General features: G+C 45.1%; 13 protein-coding genes. 12 read left to right on the plus strand and 1 reads right to left on the minus strand.

What is annotated here, in order from left to right; all coding sequences use genetic code 11:
- Window positions 1-543: 543 nt before the first annotated feature.
- From rimK to E0D71_RS16410, 3 genes are all read left to right on the plus strand, one after another.
- Window positions 544-1,449, plus strand: coding sequence for a 30S ribosomal protein S6--L-glutamate ligase (rimK, locus tag E0D71_RS16400; protein WP_133004401.1), 906 nt, complete (start codon window positions 544-546; stop codon window positions 1,447-1,449).
- On the plus strand, window positions 1,449-2,477 hold the full coding sequence (locus E0D71_RS16405; protein ID WP_133004402.1) for a succinylglutamate desuccinylase/aspartoacylase family protein: 1,029 nt from the start codon (window positions 1,449-1,451) through the stop codon (window positions 2,475-2,477). Before rimK ends, E0D71_RS16405 begins: the two co-directional genes overlap by 1 nt.
- A 147-nt stretch (window positions 2,478-2,624) precedes the next feature.
- Entirely contained in the window at window positions 2,625-3,239 is a 615-nt protein-coding gene (locus E0D71_RS16410) for a hypothetical protein (protein ID WP_133004403.1), read from the plus strand.
- A 338-nt stretch (window positions 3,240-3,577) separates the two neighbouring features.
- Here the strand turns inward: E0D71_RS16410 and ppsA are convergent, their stop codons facing one another.
- Window positions 3,578-5,974, minus strand: coding sequence for a phosphoenolpyruvate synthase (gene ppsA, locus E0D71_RS16415; protein WP_133004404.1), 2,397 nt, complete (start codon window positions 5,972-5,974; stop codon window positions 3,578-3,580).
- 203 nt (window positions 5,975-6,177) lie between these two features.
- Between ppsA and E0D71_RS16420 the strand changes: the two genes are divergently transcribed.
- The 9 genes from E0D71_RS16420 (at window position 6,178) to E0D71_RS16460 (ending at window position 15,481) form a co-directional block, all read left to right on the plus strand.
- The gene (locus E0D71_RS16420; RefSeq protein ID WP_279433451.1) at window positions 6,178-6,984 is read left to right on the plus strand and encodes a kinase/pyrophosphorylase; all 807 of its coding nucleotides are present in this window, start codon (window positions 6,178-6,180) and stop codon (window positions 6,982-6,984) included.
- 384 nt (window positions 6,985-7,368) lie between these two features.
- Window positions 7,369-9,939: a ribonuclease R gene (gene rnr, locus E0D71_RS16425; RefSeq protein WP_243712067.1), complete on the plus strand. Its 2,571-nt coding sequence runs from the start codon at window positions 7,369-7,371 to the stop codon at window positions 9,937-9,939.
- A 32-nt stretch (window positions 9,940-9,971) separates the two neighbouring features.
- Window positions 9,972-10,739 carry a 23S rRNA (guanosine(2251)-2'-O)-methyltransferase RlmB gene (gene rlmB, locus E0D71_RS16430; RefSeq protein ID WP_133004405.1) on the plus strand — a complete coding sequence of 256 codons (768 nt, stop codon included), beginning with the start codon at window positions 9,972-9,974 and terminating at the stop codon, window positions 10,737-10,739.
- Between the two features lie 11 nt (window positions 10,740-10,750).
- Window positions 10,751-11,818, plus strand: a complete 1,068-nt coding sequence (cobT, locus tag E0D71_RS16435) for a nicotinate-nucleotide--dimethylbenzimidazole phosphoribosyltransferase (protein ID WP_133004406.1) — start codon at window positions 10,751-10,753, stop codon at window positions 11,816-11,818.
- The gene (locus tag E0D71_RS16440; RefSeq protein ID WP_243712068.1) at window positions 11,805-12,581 is read left to right on the plus strand and encodes an adenosylcobinamide-GDP ribazoletransferase; all 777 of its coding nucleotides are present in this window, start codon (window positions 11,805-11,807) and stop codon (window positions 12,579-12,581) included. Before cobT ends, E0D71_RS16440 begins: the two co-directional genes overlap by 14 nt.
- Window positions 12,578-13,165 carry a histidine phosphatase family protein gene (locus tag E0D71_RS16445; RefSeq protein WP_133004408.1) on the plus strand — a complete coding sequence of 196 codons (588 nt, stop codon included), beginning with the start codon at window positions 12,578-12,580 and terminating at the stop codon, window positions 13,163-13,165. Before E0D71_RS16440 ends, E0D71_RS16445 begins: the two co-directional genes overlap by 4 nt.
- A gap of 43 nt (window positions 13,166-13,208) precedes the next feature.
- Window positions 13,209-13,823, plus strand: coding sequence for a trimeric intracellular cation channel family protein (locus tag E0D71_RS16450; RefSeq protein WP_133004409.1), 615 nt, complete (start codon window positions 13,209-13,211; stop codon window positions 13,821-13,823).
- 3 nt (window positions 13,824-13,826) lie between these two features.
- The gene (gene cobO / locus E0D71_RS16455) at window positions 13,827-14,426 is read left to right on the plus strand and encodes a cob(I)yrinic acid a,c-diamide adenosyltransferase (protein ID WP_133004410.1); all 600 of its coding nucleotides are present in this window, start codon (window positions 13,827-13,829) and stop codon (window positions 14,424-14,426) included.
- On the plus strand, window positions 14,420-15,481 hold the full coding sequence (locus E0D71_RS16460; protein ID WP_133004411.1) for an endonuclease/exonuclease/phosphatase family protein: 1,062 nt from the start codon (window positions 14,420-14,422) through the stop codon (window positions 15,479-15,481). The genes cobO and E0D71_RS16460 overlap by 7 nt, the downstream gene beginning before the upstream one ends.
- Window positions 15,482-15,593: the final 112 nt, after the last annotated feature.

Consider the following 15,593-nt stretch of genomic DNA (forward strand, 5'->3'; position numbering starts at 1 on the left):
TTTAAACAGAATTTCTTGTTCTTCCATTTGCTTGCGCCATTACTTTCTAAAGAGCCAAGCTCGACGCGTCAGCGGCTCTCTAAAGATACGGAAAAACAAGAACCTCTACACTGATTGCGCAGGGTCAGACCCCTTAAAAAGTAGCACCGCGTTCAAACAACCACATCTCTTGATGTTTAAGGGTTCTGACCAGTTGCAACCGTGTCGCTCACCAACACTAAGGCAGTGCAGTAGGGGGGTAGGTGATTGAGATAGCAGCACGTAGCTCTATTTTATATTAGCAGCCAATTTCTTCTGTATTTAGCAAGGCGAGTATTGCGTTATACGCTAAGCTTTAGGTTCATTGAAGGCTAATTCATTCGCTCGAAAGCGTTGCTATAGGCACTGAAAGAGGTGGTGGGTTTGTGTTGTGAATATTTGTATCTTTCGAAAAATATTGCTTCCCTAGCATCAGCTTATTAACTATTCTCGCGCACGTGTTATAAGCCTATTTTTATAAGAAGACTTTCGTTCAAAGCTTCTTTTTTTGTTCAAGGAACACCCATGAAAATTGCTATTCTATCTCGTAATCCCAACCTTTATTCTACTCGACGTCTTGTTGAGGCGGGTGAAAAACTCGGTCACGAGGTGGATGTGATCGATACCATGCACTGTTATATGGATATCTCCAGTAACAATCCATCGGTTCGCTATGACGGTAAGCCTTTGCCTAAGTACGATGCCGTTATTCCTCGTATCGGCGCGTCGGTTACATTTTACGGTACCGCGGTCGTGCGCCAATTTGAGATGATGGGGACTTATAGTATCAATGAGTCTGTTGCCATTAGCCGTTCCCGCGACAAACTGCGCTCTTTGCAGCTAATGTCTCGTAAGGGCTTGGGTTTGCCGAAGACAGGCTTTGCTCATCACCCAGATAAAATAGGTGACTTGCTTAAGAACGTTGGGGGTGCGCCAGTTGTGATTAAGCTTCTAGAAGGGACGCAGGGTATTGGTGTGGTATTGGCAGAGTCGAATAAAACTGCGGAGTCGATTATTGAAGCTTTCATGGGGCTAAAGGCTAATATTTTGGTGCAAGAATACATCAAGGAAGCCGGTGGTGCCGATATTCGCTGTTTGGTTGTTGGTGGTAAGGTTATTGCCGCTATGAAGCGTCAGGGCGCTGAAGGCGAATTTCGATCAAACCTTCATCGTGGTGGCACTGCGTCTTTGGTAAAACTTTCCCCAGAAGAGCGTAGGACCGCTGTTGAGGCCGCTAAAGTGATGGGGTTGAATATGTGTGGCGTTGATATTCTTCGCTCTAATGACGGCCCATTGATTATGGAGGTGAACTCGTCTCCAGGTCTTGAGGGCATAGAGTCAGCGACCAACAAAGATGTGGCGGCTATGATCATCAATCACATTGAGAAGTCTGCAATTAGCGGCAATACTAAAACCAAAGGTAGAGGTTAATGAACGACGCTATTTTAACCATCGACGGCATTTCTATTGCACCGGGTGAAACCGCTAAAATTAAATTGCCGATCGTTAAACTATATACTGATACGAACATGTCGATGCCAGTGTTTGTAAAAAGAGGAAAGCGTTCTGGTCCAACGATCTTTATTAGCGCTGCGATTCATGGCGATGAATTAAATGGAATTGAAATCATTAGCCGATTAATTCAAAGTAAATATATGGATCGGATTAGAGGGACTTTTATTGCTGTTCCTGTGGTAAATGGTTATGGCGTATTAAATCAAAGTCGTTATTTGCCGGATAGACGAGATTTAAATCGCTCTTTTCCAGGATCAAAGCGAGGTTCTTTAGCCGGTAGAGTAGCCGATCGCTTTTTGAGTGAAATAGTATCAAAGGCGGATTACGGAATAGATTTACACACTGGAAGTTTGCATCGTAGTAATCTACCTCAAATACGCGCGAATTTAGATGACCAAGAGACGTTGGATATCGCTACTGCGTTTGGTGTTCCTGTGATTTTAAACTCAAACCTTAGGGATGGCTCATTAAGAGAATGCGCTAATGATGTTGGTGCTAAAGTCATTTTATATGAGGCAGGTGAAGCACTTAGGTTTGATGAGCTGTCGATACGAGCTGGCGTTAAAGGCACAGTTGGGGTCATGCGCCACCTGGGTATGTTGCCTAAAGCACGTAGTAAAAAATCTCTTTCTGAACCCAGAATTGCTCGTAGCAGCAGCTGGGTTAGAGCCACTGACAGTGGTTTTACGACTCATATCAAAGAGCTTGGTGATTTGGTTGAAAGCGGGGATCTTTTGGCTCAAATTAAAGACCCTTATGGGGAAGTATTGGATGATGTTGTTTGCAAAAATGGCGGTATTATTATTGGTAAGCAAAACATCCCATTAGTACAGGAAGGCGATGCCATGTACCACATCGCACACTTCTCTTCACCGGATGAGGTCGCAGAGCATGTGGAAACAATGCAAGATGAGCTAATGGAAAATTATCGAGATCCGAATTGAAATAATTCTTTTTATTATCTCAATTCAAGGGGTAGTGTTATTAAACTCTAATGAATAAGGGAATATTTTAGTAATTCATCTGGATGCATCGTCTTTATCGTTGTTTTTGGTTATTATCCTGCGAAATTAATGCAGCAGGCTTTTTTTATGTTTTTAGTGCGCGCTTTTATATATCTAATTTCCTTGGCTGGAGTGGGCTACCTCATTGGTCTAGAGGGATATAAGTTTAAAACATTGGCCGCTTATAGCGAGCATACCTTGACTGAGCATATGCAAGATGTGATGACGTTTTTAAGCTGTATGCTCTTTCTATACGCTTCTCGTATTGATCCTAAGCTAAAAATAGCAGGGACTTTATTGGCGGCCTTATTGGCGATGATGTTTGTTCGAGAGTCAGATGCTCTGTTAGATCGATATGTCTATGACGGTGCTTGGCAAACGATTGTTTGTTTTATTTTAGTGTCCGTGTTCATCTTTCTGTGGGGCAAATTCTCTACAATTTACGCTTCTTTAAAGGCCTACTCGGAGACGGCGTGTTACGGAACTTGTTTGTCCGGTGTTGTTATTGTATTGGCTTTTTCGAGAATGATGGGGCGCAATTCATTCTGGACATCCGTAATGGGTGATCACTACATGCGAGTCGTGAAAGACATCGTTGAAGAAGGCACAGAAACGCTTGGTTATACTTTGATTCTGATTTCTGCGATTGAACTTGTTTTAATTTGTAGAAGAAATCGAGCACGAGCCCTTGCTGCTAAATAAATGTCTGTGGGCTTGTGTTATAGACTGACAATTTAAACGTTATTAATAACGCCTGATGATATTCATCAGGCGTTTTTTTGTTTAAGCGACGGCTAATATACGATTCTGCATTCGAACTTCTTTTTGTGGGAGTGTCTCACACGGATTAATATGAGTAGTGCTTGGTTAGAGTATATAAAGAGGGGCAGTGTTGTCGTCTTATTAGGCCACGAAGGTTCTGTTATTTTATATAGGCAACAAAGTAACGGCCTAAGGTTCGCTTTTAGGTTAAAAAAAAGCCCTGCAAAGCAGGGCTATAAAACTAGAGAGTGACGTTACAATAACGTTACTTGCCGTGACTAAACGGCATTCTGACTCAATGCAGTATTCTCTAATACTTCATTAAGATGCAGCCAGGTTTCAATGACGGTATCAGGATTAAGGGAAACGCTCTCAATCCCTTGCTCAACAAGCCAGTCAGCAAAATCCGCATGGTCTGATGGGCCTTGGCCACAAATCCCTACGTATTTGCCTTTTTCTCGACAAGCGGATATCGCCATTTTTAGCAGTTTTTTCACTGCTGGATTTCGTTCATCAAATTTATCCGCGATGAGACCAGAATCTCGGTCTAGACCCAATGTCAGCTGGGTTAAATCGTTGGAGCCAATTGAGAAACCATCGAAGAATTCCAAGAACTCATCGGCCAATAAGGCATTAGAAGGTAGTTCACACATCATAATGACTTTAAGGCCATTCTTACCGCGCTCTAGGCCTTGTTCTGCGAGTAACTCTGTTACCTGCTGAGCTTCTTCTAGGGTACGAACAAAAGGAATCATAATTTGTACGTTGGTTAATCCCATATCGTTACGTACTCGACGGATTGCTTCACATTCCAAAGCAAAACAGTCGCGGAATGAGTCGTCAATGTAGCGCGCTGCGCCACGGAACCCAAGCATTGGATTTTCTTCATCTGGTTCGAATAAAGGGCCACCAACTAAATTGTGGTATTCGTTAGATTTAAAGTCCGACAGACGAACAATGACTGGTTTTTGAGAGAAAGAGCAGGCAAGAGTCGCCACCCCTTCAACCAGTTTATCAACGTAAAATTCAACTGGACCTTGGTAGCCTGCAATGCGGTGATCAATCTCTTCTTTTATCGATGCCGTCATGTCTGCGTAATTCAACAAGGCTTTCGGGTGAATACCAATCATGCGGTTAATGATGAACTCTAAGCGAGCTAAGCCAATGCCTGCATTAGGCAGCATCGCGAAGTCGAAGGCGCGGTTAGGGTTACCAACATTCATCATTACTTTTACAGGAAGGTCTGGCATGTTGCCGACTTCAGATGTGATAACTTCAAAGTTCAGTTCGTCTTGGTAGACAAATCCCATGTCACCTTGTGCACACGATACGGTGACTTTCTGGCCATCTTTAAGTACGTCTGTCGCATCACCACAGCCAACCACAGCAGGAATGCCTAATTCACGCGCAATGATAGCGGCGTGGCAAGTACGACCACCACGATTGGTGACAATCGCAGAGGCTCGTTTCATGATAGGCTCCCAATCTGGGTCAGTAATGTCCGTGACTAATATATCGCCAGGTTGGATACGATCCATTTCAGTAATAGAAGAGAGTACTTTGACTTCGCCACTGCCAATTTTATGGCCGATAGCACGTCCAGTGATCAGCACAGGAGAGGTTTCTTTCAGTGAGAAACGTTCCATACTTTGAGCATTTGCTTGACTGCGTACGGTTTCTGGTCGTGCTTGTACAATGTAGATTTTTCCATCGATGCCGTCTTTTGCCCACTCGATGTCCATTGGGCGCTCGTAATGTTGCTCAATGATGCATGCTTGACGAGCCAGGTCTTCGATTTCTTCGTTGCTTAATGCGAAGCGGTTTTGATCGTCTAGGGCAACAGGCACGATATTGACGAATTCATCACTGCCGGCTTCGGCGTATTCCATTTTTTGGGCTTTAGAGCCTAATGACTTACGTACCACGGCTGGTCGCTTAGCCGCCAGTGTGGATTTGTGAACATAGTATTCATCAGGGTTTACTGTGCCTTGGACCACCATTTCGCCCAGACCGTATGCCGCGGTAATAAAGACAACTTCATCGAAGCCAGATTCTGTGTCTAACGTGAATAACACCCCAGAGGCGCCTATATCACTGCGTACCATTTTTTGAATGCCGGCAGACAAGGCCACGCCTTTATGTTCAAACCCTTGGTGTACTCGGTAGGAGATGGCTCGGTCGTTATATAAAGAAGCAAACACGCGTTTAATAGAGGCTTTAATATCTGCTAAGCCTTTCACGTTCAGGTAAGTTTCTTGTTGTCCTGCAAAAGAGGCGTCAGGTAGGTCTTCAGCCGTTGCAGAAGAGCGCACTGCGAAAGAGGTATCGTCAGCATTGTCGTCACACAATACTTTAAATGCCTGTTCGATTTCAGCGTCAAACTCTGCTGAGAAAGGTGTTTCCTCTACCCATTGGCGGATTTTCACACCCGCTTCTGCTAGAGCATGAACGTCATCAATGTCTAGGCTGTCTAGTATTTGGTGAATCTTAGCGTCTAATCCACTTTCTTCTAGAAAGCTTTGGTAAGCATAAGATGTGGTGGCAAAGCCGTTTGGCACTTGAATGCCAAGGTCTGTCAAATTAGAGATCATTTCTCCTAATGAGGCGTTTTTACCGCCGACATCAGCGACGTCTTCCAAGCGAAGATCTTTGAACCACTTAATAAAATTGCTCACACGGGACTCCCAAATAGTTACCTGATGTTCTTCTTTGTTATAACGACTTCTGGACTTAAGTAAGTCTGCGAAGACTTGTCAAAGCAGTGTGTCTGGGGTCATTGTATGTAGCGCAGGGACATGGAATAAAATCGATTATTCGATGTAGTTTTATTTCAATTGAAAAATTAAATGTTGTTACATAACAACAAAATGAGAAAAAAATGATGAAAGTGTATTTTGTTTCAGATGGTACAGCGATCACGGCTGAGGTATTTGGTTCCGCTATGTTGTCATTTTTTGATGTGGCGGTTGAAACCCAAAGCGTGCCGTTTTTAACGACAATGGATCAGGCAAATGGGTTAAAACAACAGATTAATTTAGATGTGAAATCAGGTGAGCCTCCGTTGGTTTTCTACACCATCTCGGACATTGCGATTCGCGATGTGATTCAGTCATGCGATTGCCATTGCTATAACCTATTTGGAGATCTCTTGTTACCCATTGAAAAGGCTTTAGGTGTGCCAGCGCAACCAACGGCTCAAAAGGCACATGGTATGAAAGAGGGGGTCTATGATGGACGAATAGACGCCATTAACTATGCATTGGCGAATGATGATGGCGTATCTATCAAAAATTTCGATCAGGCAGATATCATTCTATTGGGGGTTTCACGGTCCGGTAAAACGCCGACCAGTTTGTATTTAGCCATGCAATACGGCATTAAGGCAGCAAATTACCCGATTACAGAAGATGACTTTGCTTCCCCAGGCTTACCTAAAGCGCTAAAAGCACATAAGAAAAAACTCTTCGGTTTGACCATTGATCCTGATAGGTTACACGAGATTCGCACGGGGAGAATGGCGGCCAGCAAGTACGCCTCGCCTCGACAATGCCGCTACGAGTTAGAGGAAGTGGAGTCATTATATCGCCAAGAGCGGATTCCTTTTTTGAATTCCACAAAACTCTCTGTGGAAGAAATTTCCACCAAAGTGATGGCTGAGATGCATTTGGTTCGTCATAGACAGTAGATTTTCAAAGAAAACCTATCGAATTATTTGATGTGTTTGCTGTTTCTGCTGGAAATATGATCAAAAAGTTATAAAAAAAACGAAAATCAGTCAAAAAAGTTTCATGTTCATTTGCTATAAGCGGTCTGTGGGAGCTTCTATCCTCTGTTTTGTTGTGGAATTACAAAAGACAGCAGCGTGGTGAAGGCTTGTTTGTATGACGGGTCGCTTTCAGCTAAAGAGTATTGAGTGATAATGCTCTATAATGACAACAAATTAGACCCGTCAGCGTTTTGCTTCATACAAATAGGGCGAGACGTCGAAAATGTTCTGAACAATAAGCTGTTAAAGCTCGACCATTTCTACAGAGTGCAGCTTATTGCATCATCCAAGGATAAATATACATTGAGTAATAAAAATATAAACGATCCCCATAAACAACGAGAAGCTTCTAAGTACGATAATCCCGTACCAAGCCGTGAATTCATATTGGAGTTCCTTGCGTCTAAGAATGTTAGCTTAGGCCATTTAGCGCTATGCAAAGAGTTCGCTTTGACTGGCGAAGATGAAATAGAAGCGTTACGACGCCGTTTGATCGCCATGTGCCGTGATCATCAACTAACGAGCAACCAAGAAGAACAATACACCCCTATTTTAGAAAGTGACCTGATTGAAGGTTTTGTCCAAGGCAATAAAGAAGGCCATGGCTTTTTGTTGCGCCAAAGTGACGACGATATCTTCCTCTCTGCGCGTCAAATGCAAAATGTTATGGATGGCGATAAAGTGAAAGCTCGCCTATCTGGACGCAGTGTGAAAGGCCGTTTAGACGGAGTAGTGGTAGAGGTTATTGAGCGTAAGCACAGCCAGTTAGTTGGTCGTTATTACGAAGAAAGCCGCACTTCTTTTGTGACACCTGAAAATCCACGTATTTCTCAAGACATCTTGATTAGCAAAGATTCCGCATTAACACCGACTCATGGTCAATACGTATTAACAGAAATTGTTTCGTATGCCGAGCGCGGCAAGCCAGCAAGAGGGGTTATTAAGAAAATTCTTGGTGACTTCATGGCGCCAGGTCTTGAGATTGATGTGGCTATTCATCGCTATGAAATCCCCAACGAATGGCCGAAAGCGGTTGAAAAACAAGTTCAAAACTTCACCTCCGAAGTCGCTGAAGAAGACAAGCAATATCGTGTGGATTTACGTGATACGCCGTTTGTAACTATTGATGGTGAAGACGCGCGCGACTTTGACGACGCTGTCTATTGTGAAAAAACCGCGGGCGGCTGGAAGTTATTTGTCGCCATTGCAGATGTGTCCCATTATGTGAAAAAAGACACGGCGCTTGATGAAGAAGCCATTGTTCGTGGTAACTCAGTGTATTTCCCAGGGCGCGTTGTGCCTATGCTGCCAGAAGTATTATCGAACGGATTGTGTTCATTAAACCCAGACGTTGACCGTTTGGCGATGGTGGCAGAAGTGTCTCTTACCAGCAAAGGTAAAATGAGAGGCTTTAAGTTTTATGAAGGCTTGATTCGATCTCACGCTCGCCTTACTTATACCAAGGTCGCGAAGATGATTGCGCCAGAGCCGGAAGAAGATGGCTTGGCATTGCGTGACCGTTATGCGCCGATCGTGTCGCATATTGATGCGCTAAATGGTCTTTACCATGTATTAAAAGACGCTCGTGATGAACGTGGTGCGATGGAATTTGATACCGTCGAAACGCGTATGGTATTTGATCAACATTCTAAGATCGATCAAATTGTTCCAGTAGAGCGCAACGATGCGCACAAATTGATTGAAGAATGCATGTTGTGCGCCAACGTGGCGGCAGCAGAATTATTGATTAAGGCGGATTTACCTGCCTTATTCCGTGTCCACGAAGGGCCAAAAGAAGATCGCTTATTAACGCTGCGTTCTTACCTTGGTTTGCTAGGTCTTGAACTGACCGGCGGATTGAAACCAACACCAAGTGATTACGCGGTGTTAGCAGAACAGATTAAAGACCGTGCCGACGCGCGTAGCATACAAGTGATGTTGTTGCGTTCTATGTCTCAAGCTGTGTACCAAGCGGATAATCTTGGTCACTTTGGCTTGAACTACGAAGCTTATACACACTTTACTTCGCCGATTCGTCGTTACCCAGATTTGTTAGTGCATCGTGCGATTCGTTATTTGATTCGAGGTGAAGGTCGTCCCGTGGTGCGTCAGGCGCACCGAGTGACCGGTAGCCCAACCTTGAAAGAGCGTAAAATTTACGGCTACGATCAAGCCGACATGGATGCTTTAGGGGATTCTTGTTCGATTACAGAACGTCGAGCAGATGAAGCGACTCGCGACGTAGAAGCTTGGTTGAAATGTCAGTACGTAGAGCAACATTTAGGCGAACCGTTCGATGGTGTTGTGACCGCAGTAACCTCGTTCGGCTTGTTTGTTGAGCTACAAGGGTTGTTCGTGGATGGTTTGATCCATATTTCTGGATTGGGACAAGATTATTTTGTTCATGATCTAGAGCATCAAGCGATTATTGGTGAAAGAAGTGGTCGAGTCTTCCGCTTGGGCGATCGCCTAAAAGTGAAAGTGGCCAATGTGAACTTGGAACAGCGCAAAATTGACTTGAGCTTGGATGAGACACAATCGCGTCCGCGTAAAAAAGTAGTGCGTAGTGAAACCAGTGAGCTTGAAATGCAATTGGCGCAACTGCCTCCTATTGAGTTGGGCGGCCGTGTGAAACCTAAAAAAGCAGCACCAAGTGCCACTCAAGGTGACAAAGTAGAAAAAGCCGGTAAAGACGCGAAAGAGGGAGAAAAACCTAAGGCAAAAAAACGCCGTGGGCCTTCTAAAGGCAAGATCATTCGTCAAAAGAAAAGCGCTCAAAGTGCGGCGAAAGCCAAACCGGCTTCTGCAGCTAAAAAAGCGAAGAAGCCCAAAAAAGCGAAAAAAAATAACGCTAAGCCTCGCGCTCGCGATTAATTGATTTATCCGATTAGAGTAAAAACGTCATAATGTCAGATTTAGAATGGATTTACGGTATTCACGCCGTAGAAAATGCCTTATCACAGCAACCTGAACGCGTTAAAGAAGTGCGCTTTCAGGAAGGTCGTGATGACAAAAAAACACAGCGTCTAGTGCAGCTTTGCAAAACGAATAAAGTGCGTTATAGCCTAGTCGCGCGTCGTGAATTGGACCAGCTCTTTACTAAGAATAAAGAGCGTGCTGTTCACCAAGGTGTGGTGGCTTATACCACCATGACCAAAGCCGGTAACGAAGGTGATTTACATACCTTAGTGGAAGGGTTGGATGAAACACCGCTGATTATTATTTTGGATGGGGTGACTGACCCACATAATTTAGGTGCGTGTTTGCGCAGCGCAGACGCCGCTGGTGCCCATGCGGTCGTGATGCCAAAAGATAACTCAGCGCCATTGAATGCGACAGTGAGTAAAGTGGCGTGTGGTGCGGCTGAAAGCATCCCTGTTTACGCGGTAACGAACTTAGCGCGTACTATGAAGAAGCTACAAGACCAAGGCGTTTGGATATTTGGTACGGCTGGTGAAGCGACGCAAACGGTTTATGAGCAAGATTTTACCATTCCGACGGCCATTGTAATGGGCGCTGAAGGTGAAGGTATGCGCCGTTTAACTCGTGAACAGTGCGACTATTTAGTGAAATTACCCATGTCAGGTGTGGTTTCAAGCTTAAATGTCTCGGTTGCGACCGGTGTTTGTTTGTATGAAGTAGTGCGTCAGCGCGCTCAAAAAGCACAGGGTTAAGGAGTATCGTGGTGTTTGAATGCTTTTCAATTCAAGCCCCGTCGGCGGCATTAGACGACGCACTGCAGCATAAAATTGACAATAAAACCAAACCGTTAGGTGCTTTAGGTACGCTAGAAACATTGGCGTACCAGCTTGGTCGTATTCAGGGAACACTTCATATAGATGTTTCTAAACCCAAGATGATTGTGTTTGCTGCAGACCATGGTGTTGTGGCTCAGGGTGTCAGTTTGTTTCCTCAGGAAGTTACACCACAAATGGTGATGAACTTTTTGCATGGAGGGGCTGCTGTGAGCGTCTTTTGCGCACAGCACAATGTGCCGCTGCAAGTGGTGGATGTGGGTGTTAATGCGACATTAGAAGATCATCCGCTATTGAGCAAACGCAAAGTAGCCTTGGGTTCAAATGACTTTAGCCAAGAACCCGCGATGACAACACAAGCCCTGTCACAAGCGATTCAAGCCGGTGTTAGTGAAGTAGATACAGCGATTAATGACGGCGTTAATCTACTGATGTTCGGCGAAATGGGCATTGGGAACACTTGTGTTTCCTCTTGCATGATGAGTGCGCTAATGGGCATTGACCCGCTAGAGAGTGCAGGTCGTGGTACAGGACTGGACGCCTCTGGAGTGTCCAGAAAAGCACGGGTGATCGCTGCCTCATTACAACGTGCAGAGGCGCACACGGGGCAACCTGTGGCACAGTGGAATGCGCAGACATTGGCAGAGCAGGTCGGTGGTTTTGAAATCCTTGCTTTGGCTGGCGCTATGTTGCAATCAGCACAGCGTAAAACGGCGTTTGTGGTCGATGGCTTTATTTGCTCGGTCGCCTTGTTGTTTGCCCAAAAAGTGGCTCCTAATGTGAGTGAATACGCGATTTTTGCTCATCAATCGAATGAAAAAGCGCACAAACTTTTATTAGCACACTTAAACGCGGACCCTATCTTGTCGTTGGATTTACGTTTAGGGGAAGGCTCAGGTGCGATTCTGTCTTATCCTTTAATTCAAAGCGCGGCGGTATTTTTAAATACTATGGCGAGTTTTGAAAGCGCAGGTGTGAGTGACGGTGACAATATTTAACCCTCATTGGCAAGGCTTCAAACGCAGCCTTGTTACTTATACTCGGATTCCGCTAACGGTGGATTGGGACGACACGATAAAGCACACCCCAGCGGTGTGCTTTTTACCTTGGGTCGGCATTGTTGTTGCGCTATTGAGTGCTTGGCCATTATGGTTTGAAGGCTTGCCTGCGACTATTCAAGCTATTTTTATGTTGCTAACCGCGGTATTGCTGACTGGCGGCTTCCATGAAGATGGTCTGATGGACGCTTGTGATGGTCTGGTCGGCGGTTGGGATAAAGAACAACGCTTGAAGATCATGAAAGACTCTAGGATTGGCAGTTATGCCGCCTTGTCGATTTGGTTTGCCCTGATGCTGAAATGGTTGTTGCTGACTCAGATACTACTAAGCTTTGCCTCTAATAGCGCTCATTATGGTTCTGCATTGATCGCGTGGATTGCGGTGCATAGCGTATCTCGTATTACGCCTTTGGTGGTTATGAATACGATGGAGTATGTGTCCGCTGGTGGCAGTAAAGCCTCTAGCATGATCGCAAGGTTAGACGCGCCACAATGGGGCGTGGCCTTACTGCCTTGTGTATTGCTCCTGTTATTAGACTTTTCCTACCTCATTAAAGCAGTGCTTGTATTGGCGTTGTTTACGTTTGGCGCACGACGCTACCTAAGAAAACGCATCGATGGCTATAATGGTGACGCATTGGGGGCGGTAGAGCAGATAAGCGAAGTGTTATTGCTGTTGTGCTTTATGGATGCCTTAGCATGAAGCTGTATTTGGTTCGACATCCTCAGCCGGATGTCGAAAAAGGGCTTTGTTATGGGCAAACGGATGTACCGCTTTGTAAAGGCTGGCCGGTTCATGCCGAAAAGCTAAAACAACACCTTGATCAGCGCATACAGCAAGATGACGCGACTTTTTTTCATAGCCCATTAGAGCGAGCTGCCAAACTTGGTGTGTTTATCAGTCAGGGTCAATCTCAAGCCAAAGACGCTCTTCAAGAGTTGGATTTTGGTTGTTGGGAAAATACCTTATGGCAAAGTATCCCCAGAGAGTCGATAGAATCGTGGTTTGAGGACATCCTTCATGCTACGCCTTATCAAGGAGAGTCACTTCAAGCATTAGCGGATCGAGTGTGGACGTGGTGGTTGTCGGTGAGAGAAGGCGCTGCCGAACACTTAATCCTTGTTACGCATGCCGGGGTGATTAAAGTGCTGGTTAGTTTGCTGTGTCAGTGGCCATTAGCGCAAGCGCATCGCATTGATGTGGGCTTTATGAGTGTGACAGAACTGTATATTCAAGATGATTATATTTCCTTGAAGCGTCTCGGCGCTGGTGATTGGGTCGTCTAATTTCATCCAATAGAACGTGATTTGAACAGAGAAAAATTACACTATGCTGTTATATATTTTAGGCATGATAGGCATTGCTGCGTTTGCGATTACTGGCGTGATCTCGTCTGGAAAGCGAGACATGGATCTTTTTAGCATTGTCCTTTTAGGCATGGTTACCTCATTGGGAGGAGGCACGATTCGAGACACCATATTAGGGGTAGAAAGCGTGTATTGGGTGAAAGACACCTCTTATCTTTGGGTGGCATTTTTATCTTCTTTGTTTGCTTTTTTTGCGGTGCGCATTATCGATGACAGACAAAGGGTGTTTCATTACGCTGATGCGTTTGGCTTAGCCTTGTTTACTGTTGTTGCCACAGAGCGAGTGCTGACATTAGGGTTTTCACCAACCATAGCGATTACCATGGGGGTCACTACTGGTGTGGCTGGCGGTATTATTCGTGATGTGCTGAGCAATCGACCGCCAATGGTATTGGGGCGTGAGTTTTATGCGACTCCAGCCTTTATCGGAGCCGTGCTGTTAGTGCTTCTTCAAAAAAACATACCTTCTCATGAATATAACTCGATTTACGCCGTCGCTCTGATCTTTATACTCAGGTTGTTTGCTATTCATAAAGGCCTGTATTACCCCAGTTGGCTACTATATAAGAAGAGATAATTCATGACAGAACTTGATGCAAAACAAGAAGCGCGCTTATTAAAGAAAAAGGCTGTGGTTGATCAGCGTATCGCCGCCGCGACAGAAGAGCGTGGCGTCACCATTTTGTTAACCGGTACAGGCAAAGGCAAAAGTTCTAGTGCCTTTGGCACCATGGCAAGAGCGTTAGGACATGGCCATAAATGTGCTGTCATCCAGTTTATAAAAGGCCGTAAGGCGACCGGGGAGCAACTTTTCTTTGGCGAGCATCCTGGTGTGGATTTTCACGTTATGGGGCATGGCTTTAGCTGGGAAACCCGTAACCCAGAATTAGAAAAGCACGCGGCTGAGCAAGCTTGGGAATTGGCAAAACAAGTATTGTCTAATCCAGATATTCATTTTGTACTGCTGGATGAAATTACCTATATGTATAAATACGGCCATCTCGATGAAGCAGACTTGCTGGCAGCATTGGCGGCGCGTCCAGCTCACCAAAATGTCATGATGACAGGTAGAACGGCCCCTAGAGCATTATTGGACAGTGTGGATACCCACAGCAAGGTGGCGAATGAGCGCCATGCGTTTGCGAATGGTGTAAAAGCACAAGCAGGCATTGAGTGGTAGTTCGCATTGCGAGCTACAATACCGCATTAAGTCGACCTAATAGAGGCGATTTATTGGCTGCTCTAGAGTCTGGTCGTGATAAACAAGTGTTAGCCACGGTGGCGCTGTTGCAGCATATCCGAGCAGATATCATTTTACTGAACGAGGTAGACTTTGACCCAAGTGGTCGAGTCGTTGCCTTATTACAGCAAGCTCTTCGTCAACCAGCAAATAATGCGGCTTTGGATTACCCTTACGCATATTGCCAACCTGTTAATAGCGGGGAGCCTTCAGGACGTGATTTTGACAAAGACGGAATGGCCTCTGATCAGGGGAGTGACGCCTTAGGTTTTGGCCTGTTTCCAGGCCAGTATGGCATGGTGTTATTGTCGCGTTTCCCGATTGATAGCGCTTCGTCACGGACCTTTCAATCCTTCCTTTGGAAGGACATGCCTAATCCTTGTTTGCCCAAAAATGCTCAAGGTGATGCTTGGTTTGATTCAGCGGACCTTGCGGTATTGCCTTTGTCTTCAAAGTCTCATTGGGATGTGGCCATTAATATTGGGGGCAGGCGTCTTAGATGCTTGTGTTCACATCCAACGCCACCAGTGTTTGACGGTCCAGAAAGGCGCAATGCCTGCCGTAATCACGATGAAATTCGTTTTTGGAGCGATTATTTATCCGCTGAGCCTTACTTTTACGATGATCAAGGAAGGCGAGGAGGGTTAGACCAAGAGGACTTTGTTTTACTGGGGGATTTGAACGCTTCACCAGTGGAAGGGGACGCTTACCAACAAGCGATCAAGAGCTTATTACAACACCCCAGAATGGCACAATGTGCTTTTCCTGACAGCATCGGAGCCATTGCTCATAGTGCTAAGCTCGATAAAAACATCGCTAAACACCATACCGCTGTTTGGCGAATGCAAGCGGATTACGTACGAGTCAGCCACACACTCTCTCCCTCCTACCAGGCTGTATTTTGGCCTGCAAAAAAGCATAAAGCAGCGTCCTTGCTCACGGATACTTCAGATCATCGTCTTGTGTTTATTGACCTTCCTTTTGTAAAAAACTAAATCAAATGAGATTTATTCTCAATATCGCTGGATTTATTATAGTTTTTTAATGATAATGATTCTCGTTACTTTGTTTTTCGACATTCATGACTATGAAAATCAACCGAAGTGG

Origin of the sequence: Marinomonas sp. KMM3893 (assembly GCF_004352855.1) — a bacterium.
GTDB lineage: Bacteria > Pseudomonadota > Gammaproteobacteria > Pseudomonadales > Marinomonadaceae > Marinomonas > Marinomonas arenicola.

Excerpts from the sequence above, each read along its gene's own strand:
- rimK (WP_133004401.1), top strand. The coding sequence starts at position 544 with ATGAAAATTGCTATTCTATCTCGTAATCCCAACCTTTATTCTACTCGA.
- E0D71_RS16405 (WP_133004402.1), top strand. The coding sequence starts at position 1,449 with ATGAACGACGCTATTTTAACCATCGACGGCATTTCTATTGCACCGGGT.
- E0D71_RS16410 (WP_133004403.1), top strand. The coding sequence starts at position 2,625 with ATGTTTTTAGTGCGCGCTTTTATATATCTAATTTCCTTGGCTGGAGTG.
- E0D71_RS16420 (WP_279433451.1), top strand. The coding sequence starts at position 6,178 with ATGATGAAAGTGTATTTTGTTTCAGATGGTACAGCGATCACGGCTGAG.
- rlmB (WP_133004405.1), top strand. The coding sequence starts at position 9,972 with ATGTCAGATTTAGAATGGATTTACGGTATTCACGCCGTAGAAAATGCC.
- E0D71_RS16445 (WP_133004408.1), top strand. The coding sequence starts at position 12,578 with ATGAAGCTGTATTTGGTTCGACATCCTCAGCCGGATGTCGAAAAAGGG.
- E0D71_RS16450 (WP_133004409.1), top strand. The coding sequence starts at position 13,209 with ATGCTGTTATATATTTTAGGCATGATAGGCATTGCTGCGTTTGCGATT.
- cobO (WP_133004410.1), top strand. The coding sequence starts at position 13,827 with ATGACAGAACTTGATGCAAAACAAGAAGCGCGCTTATTAAAGAAAAAG.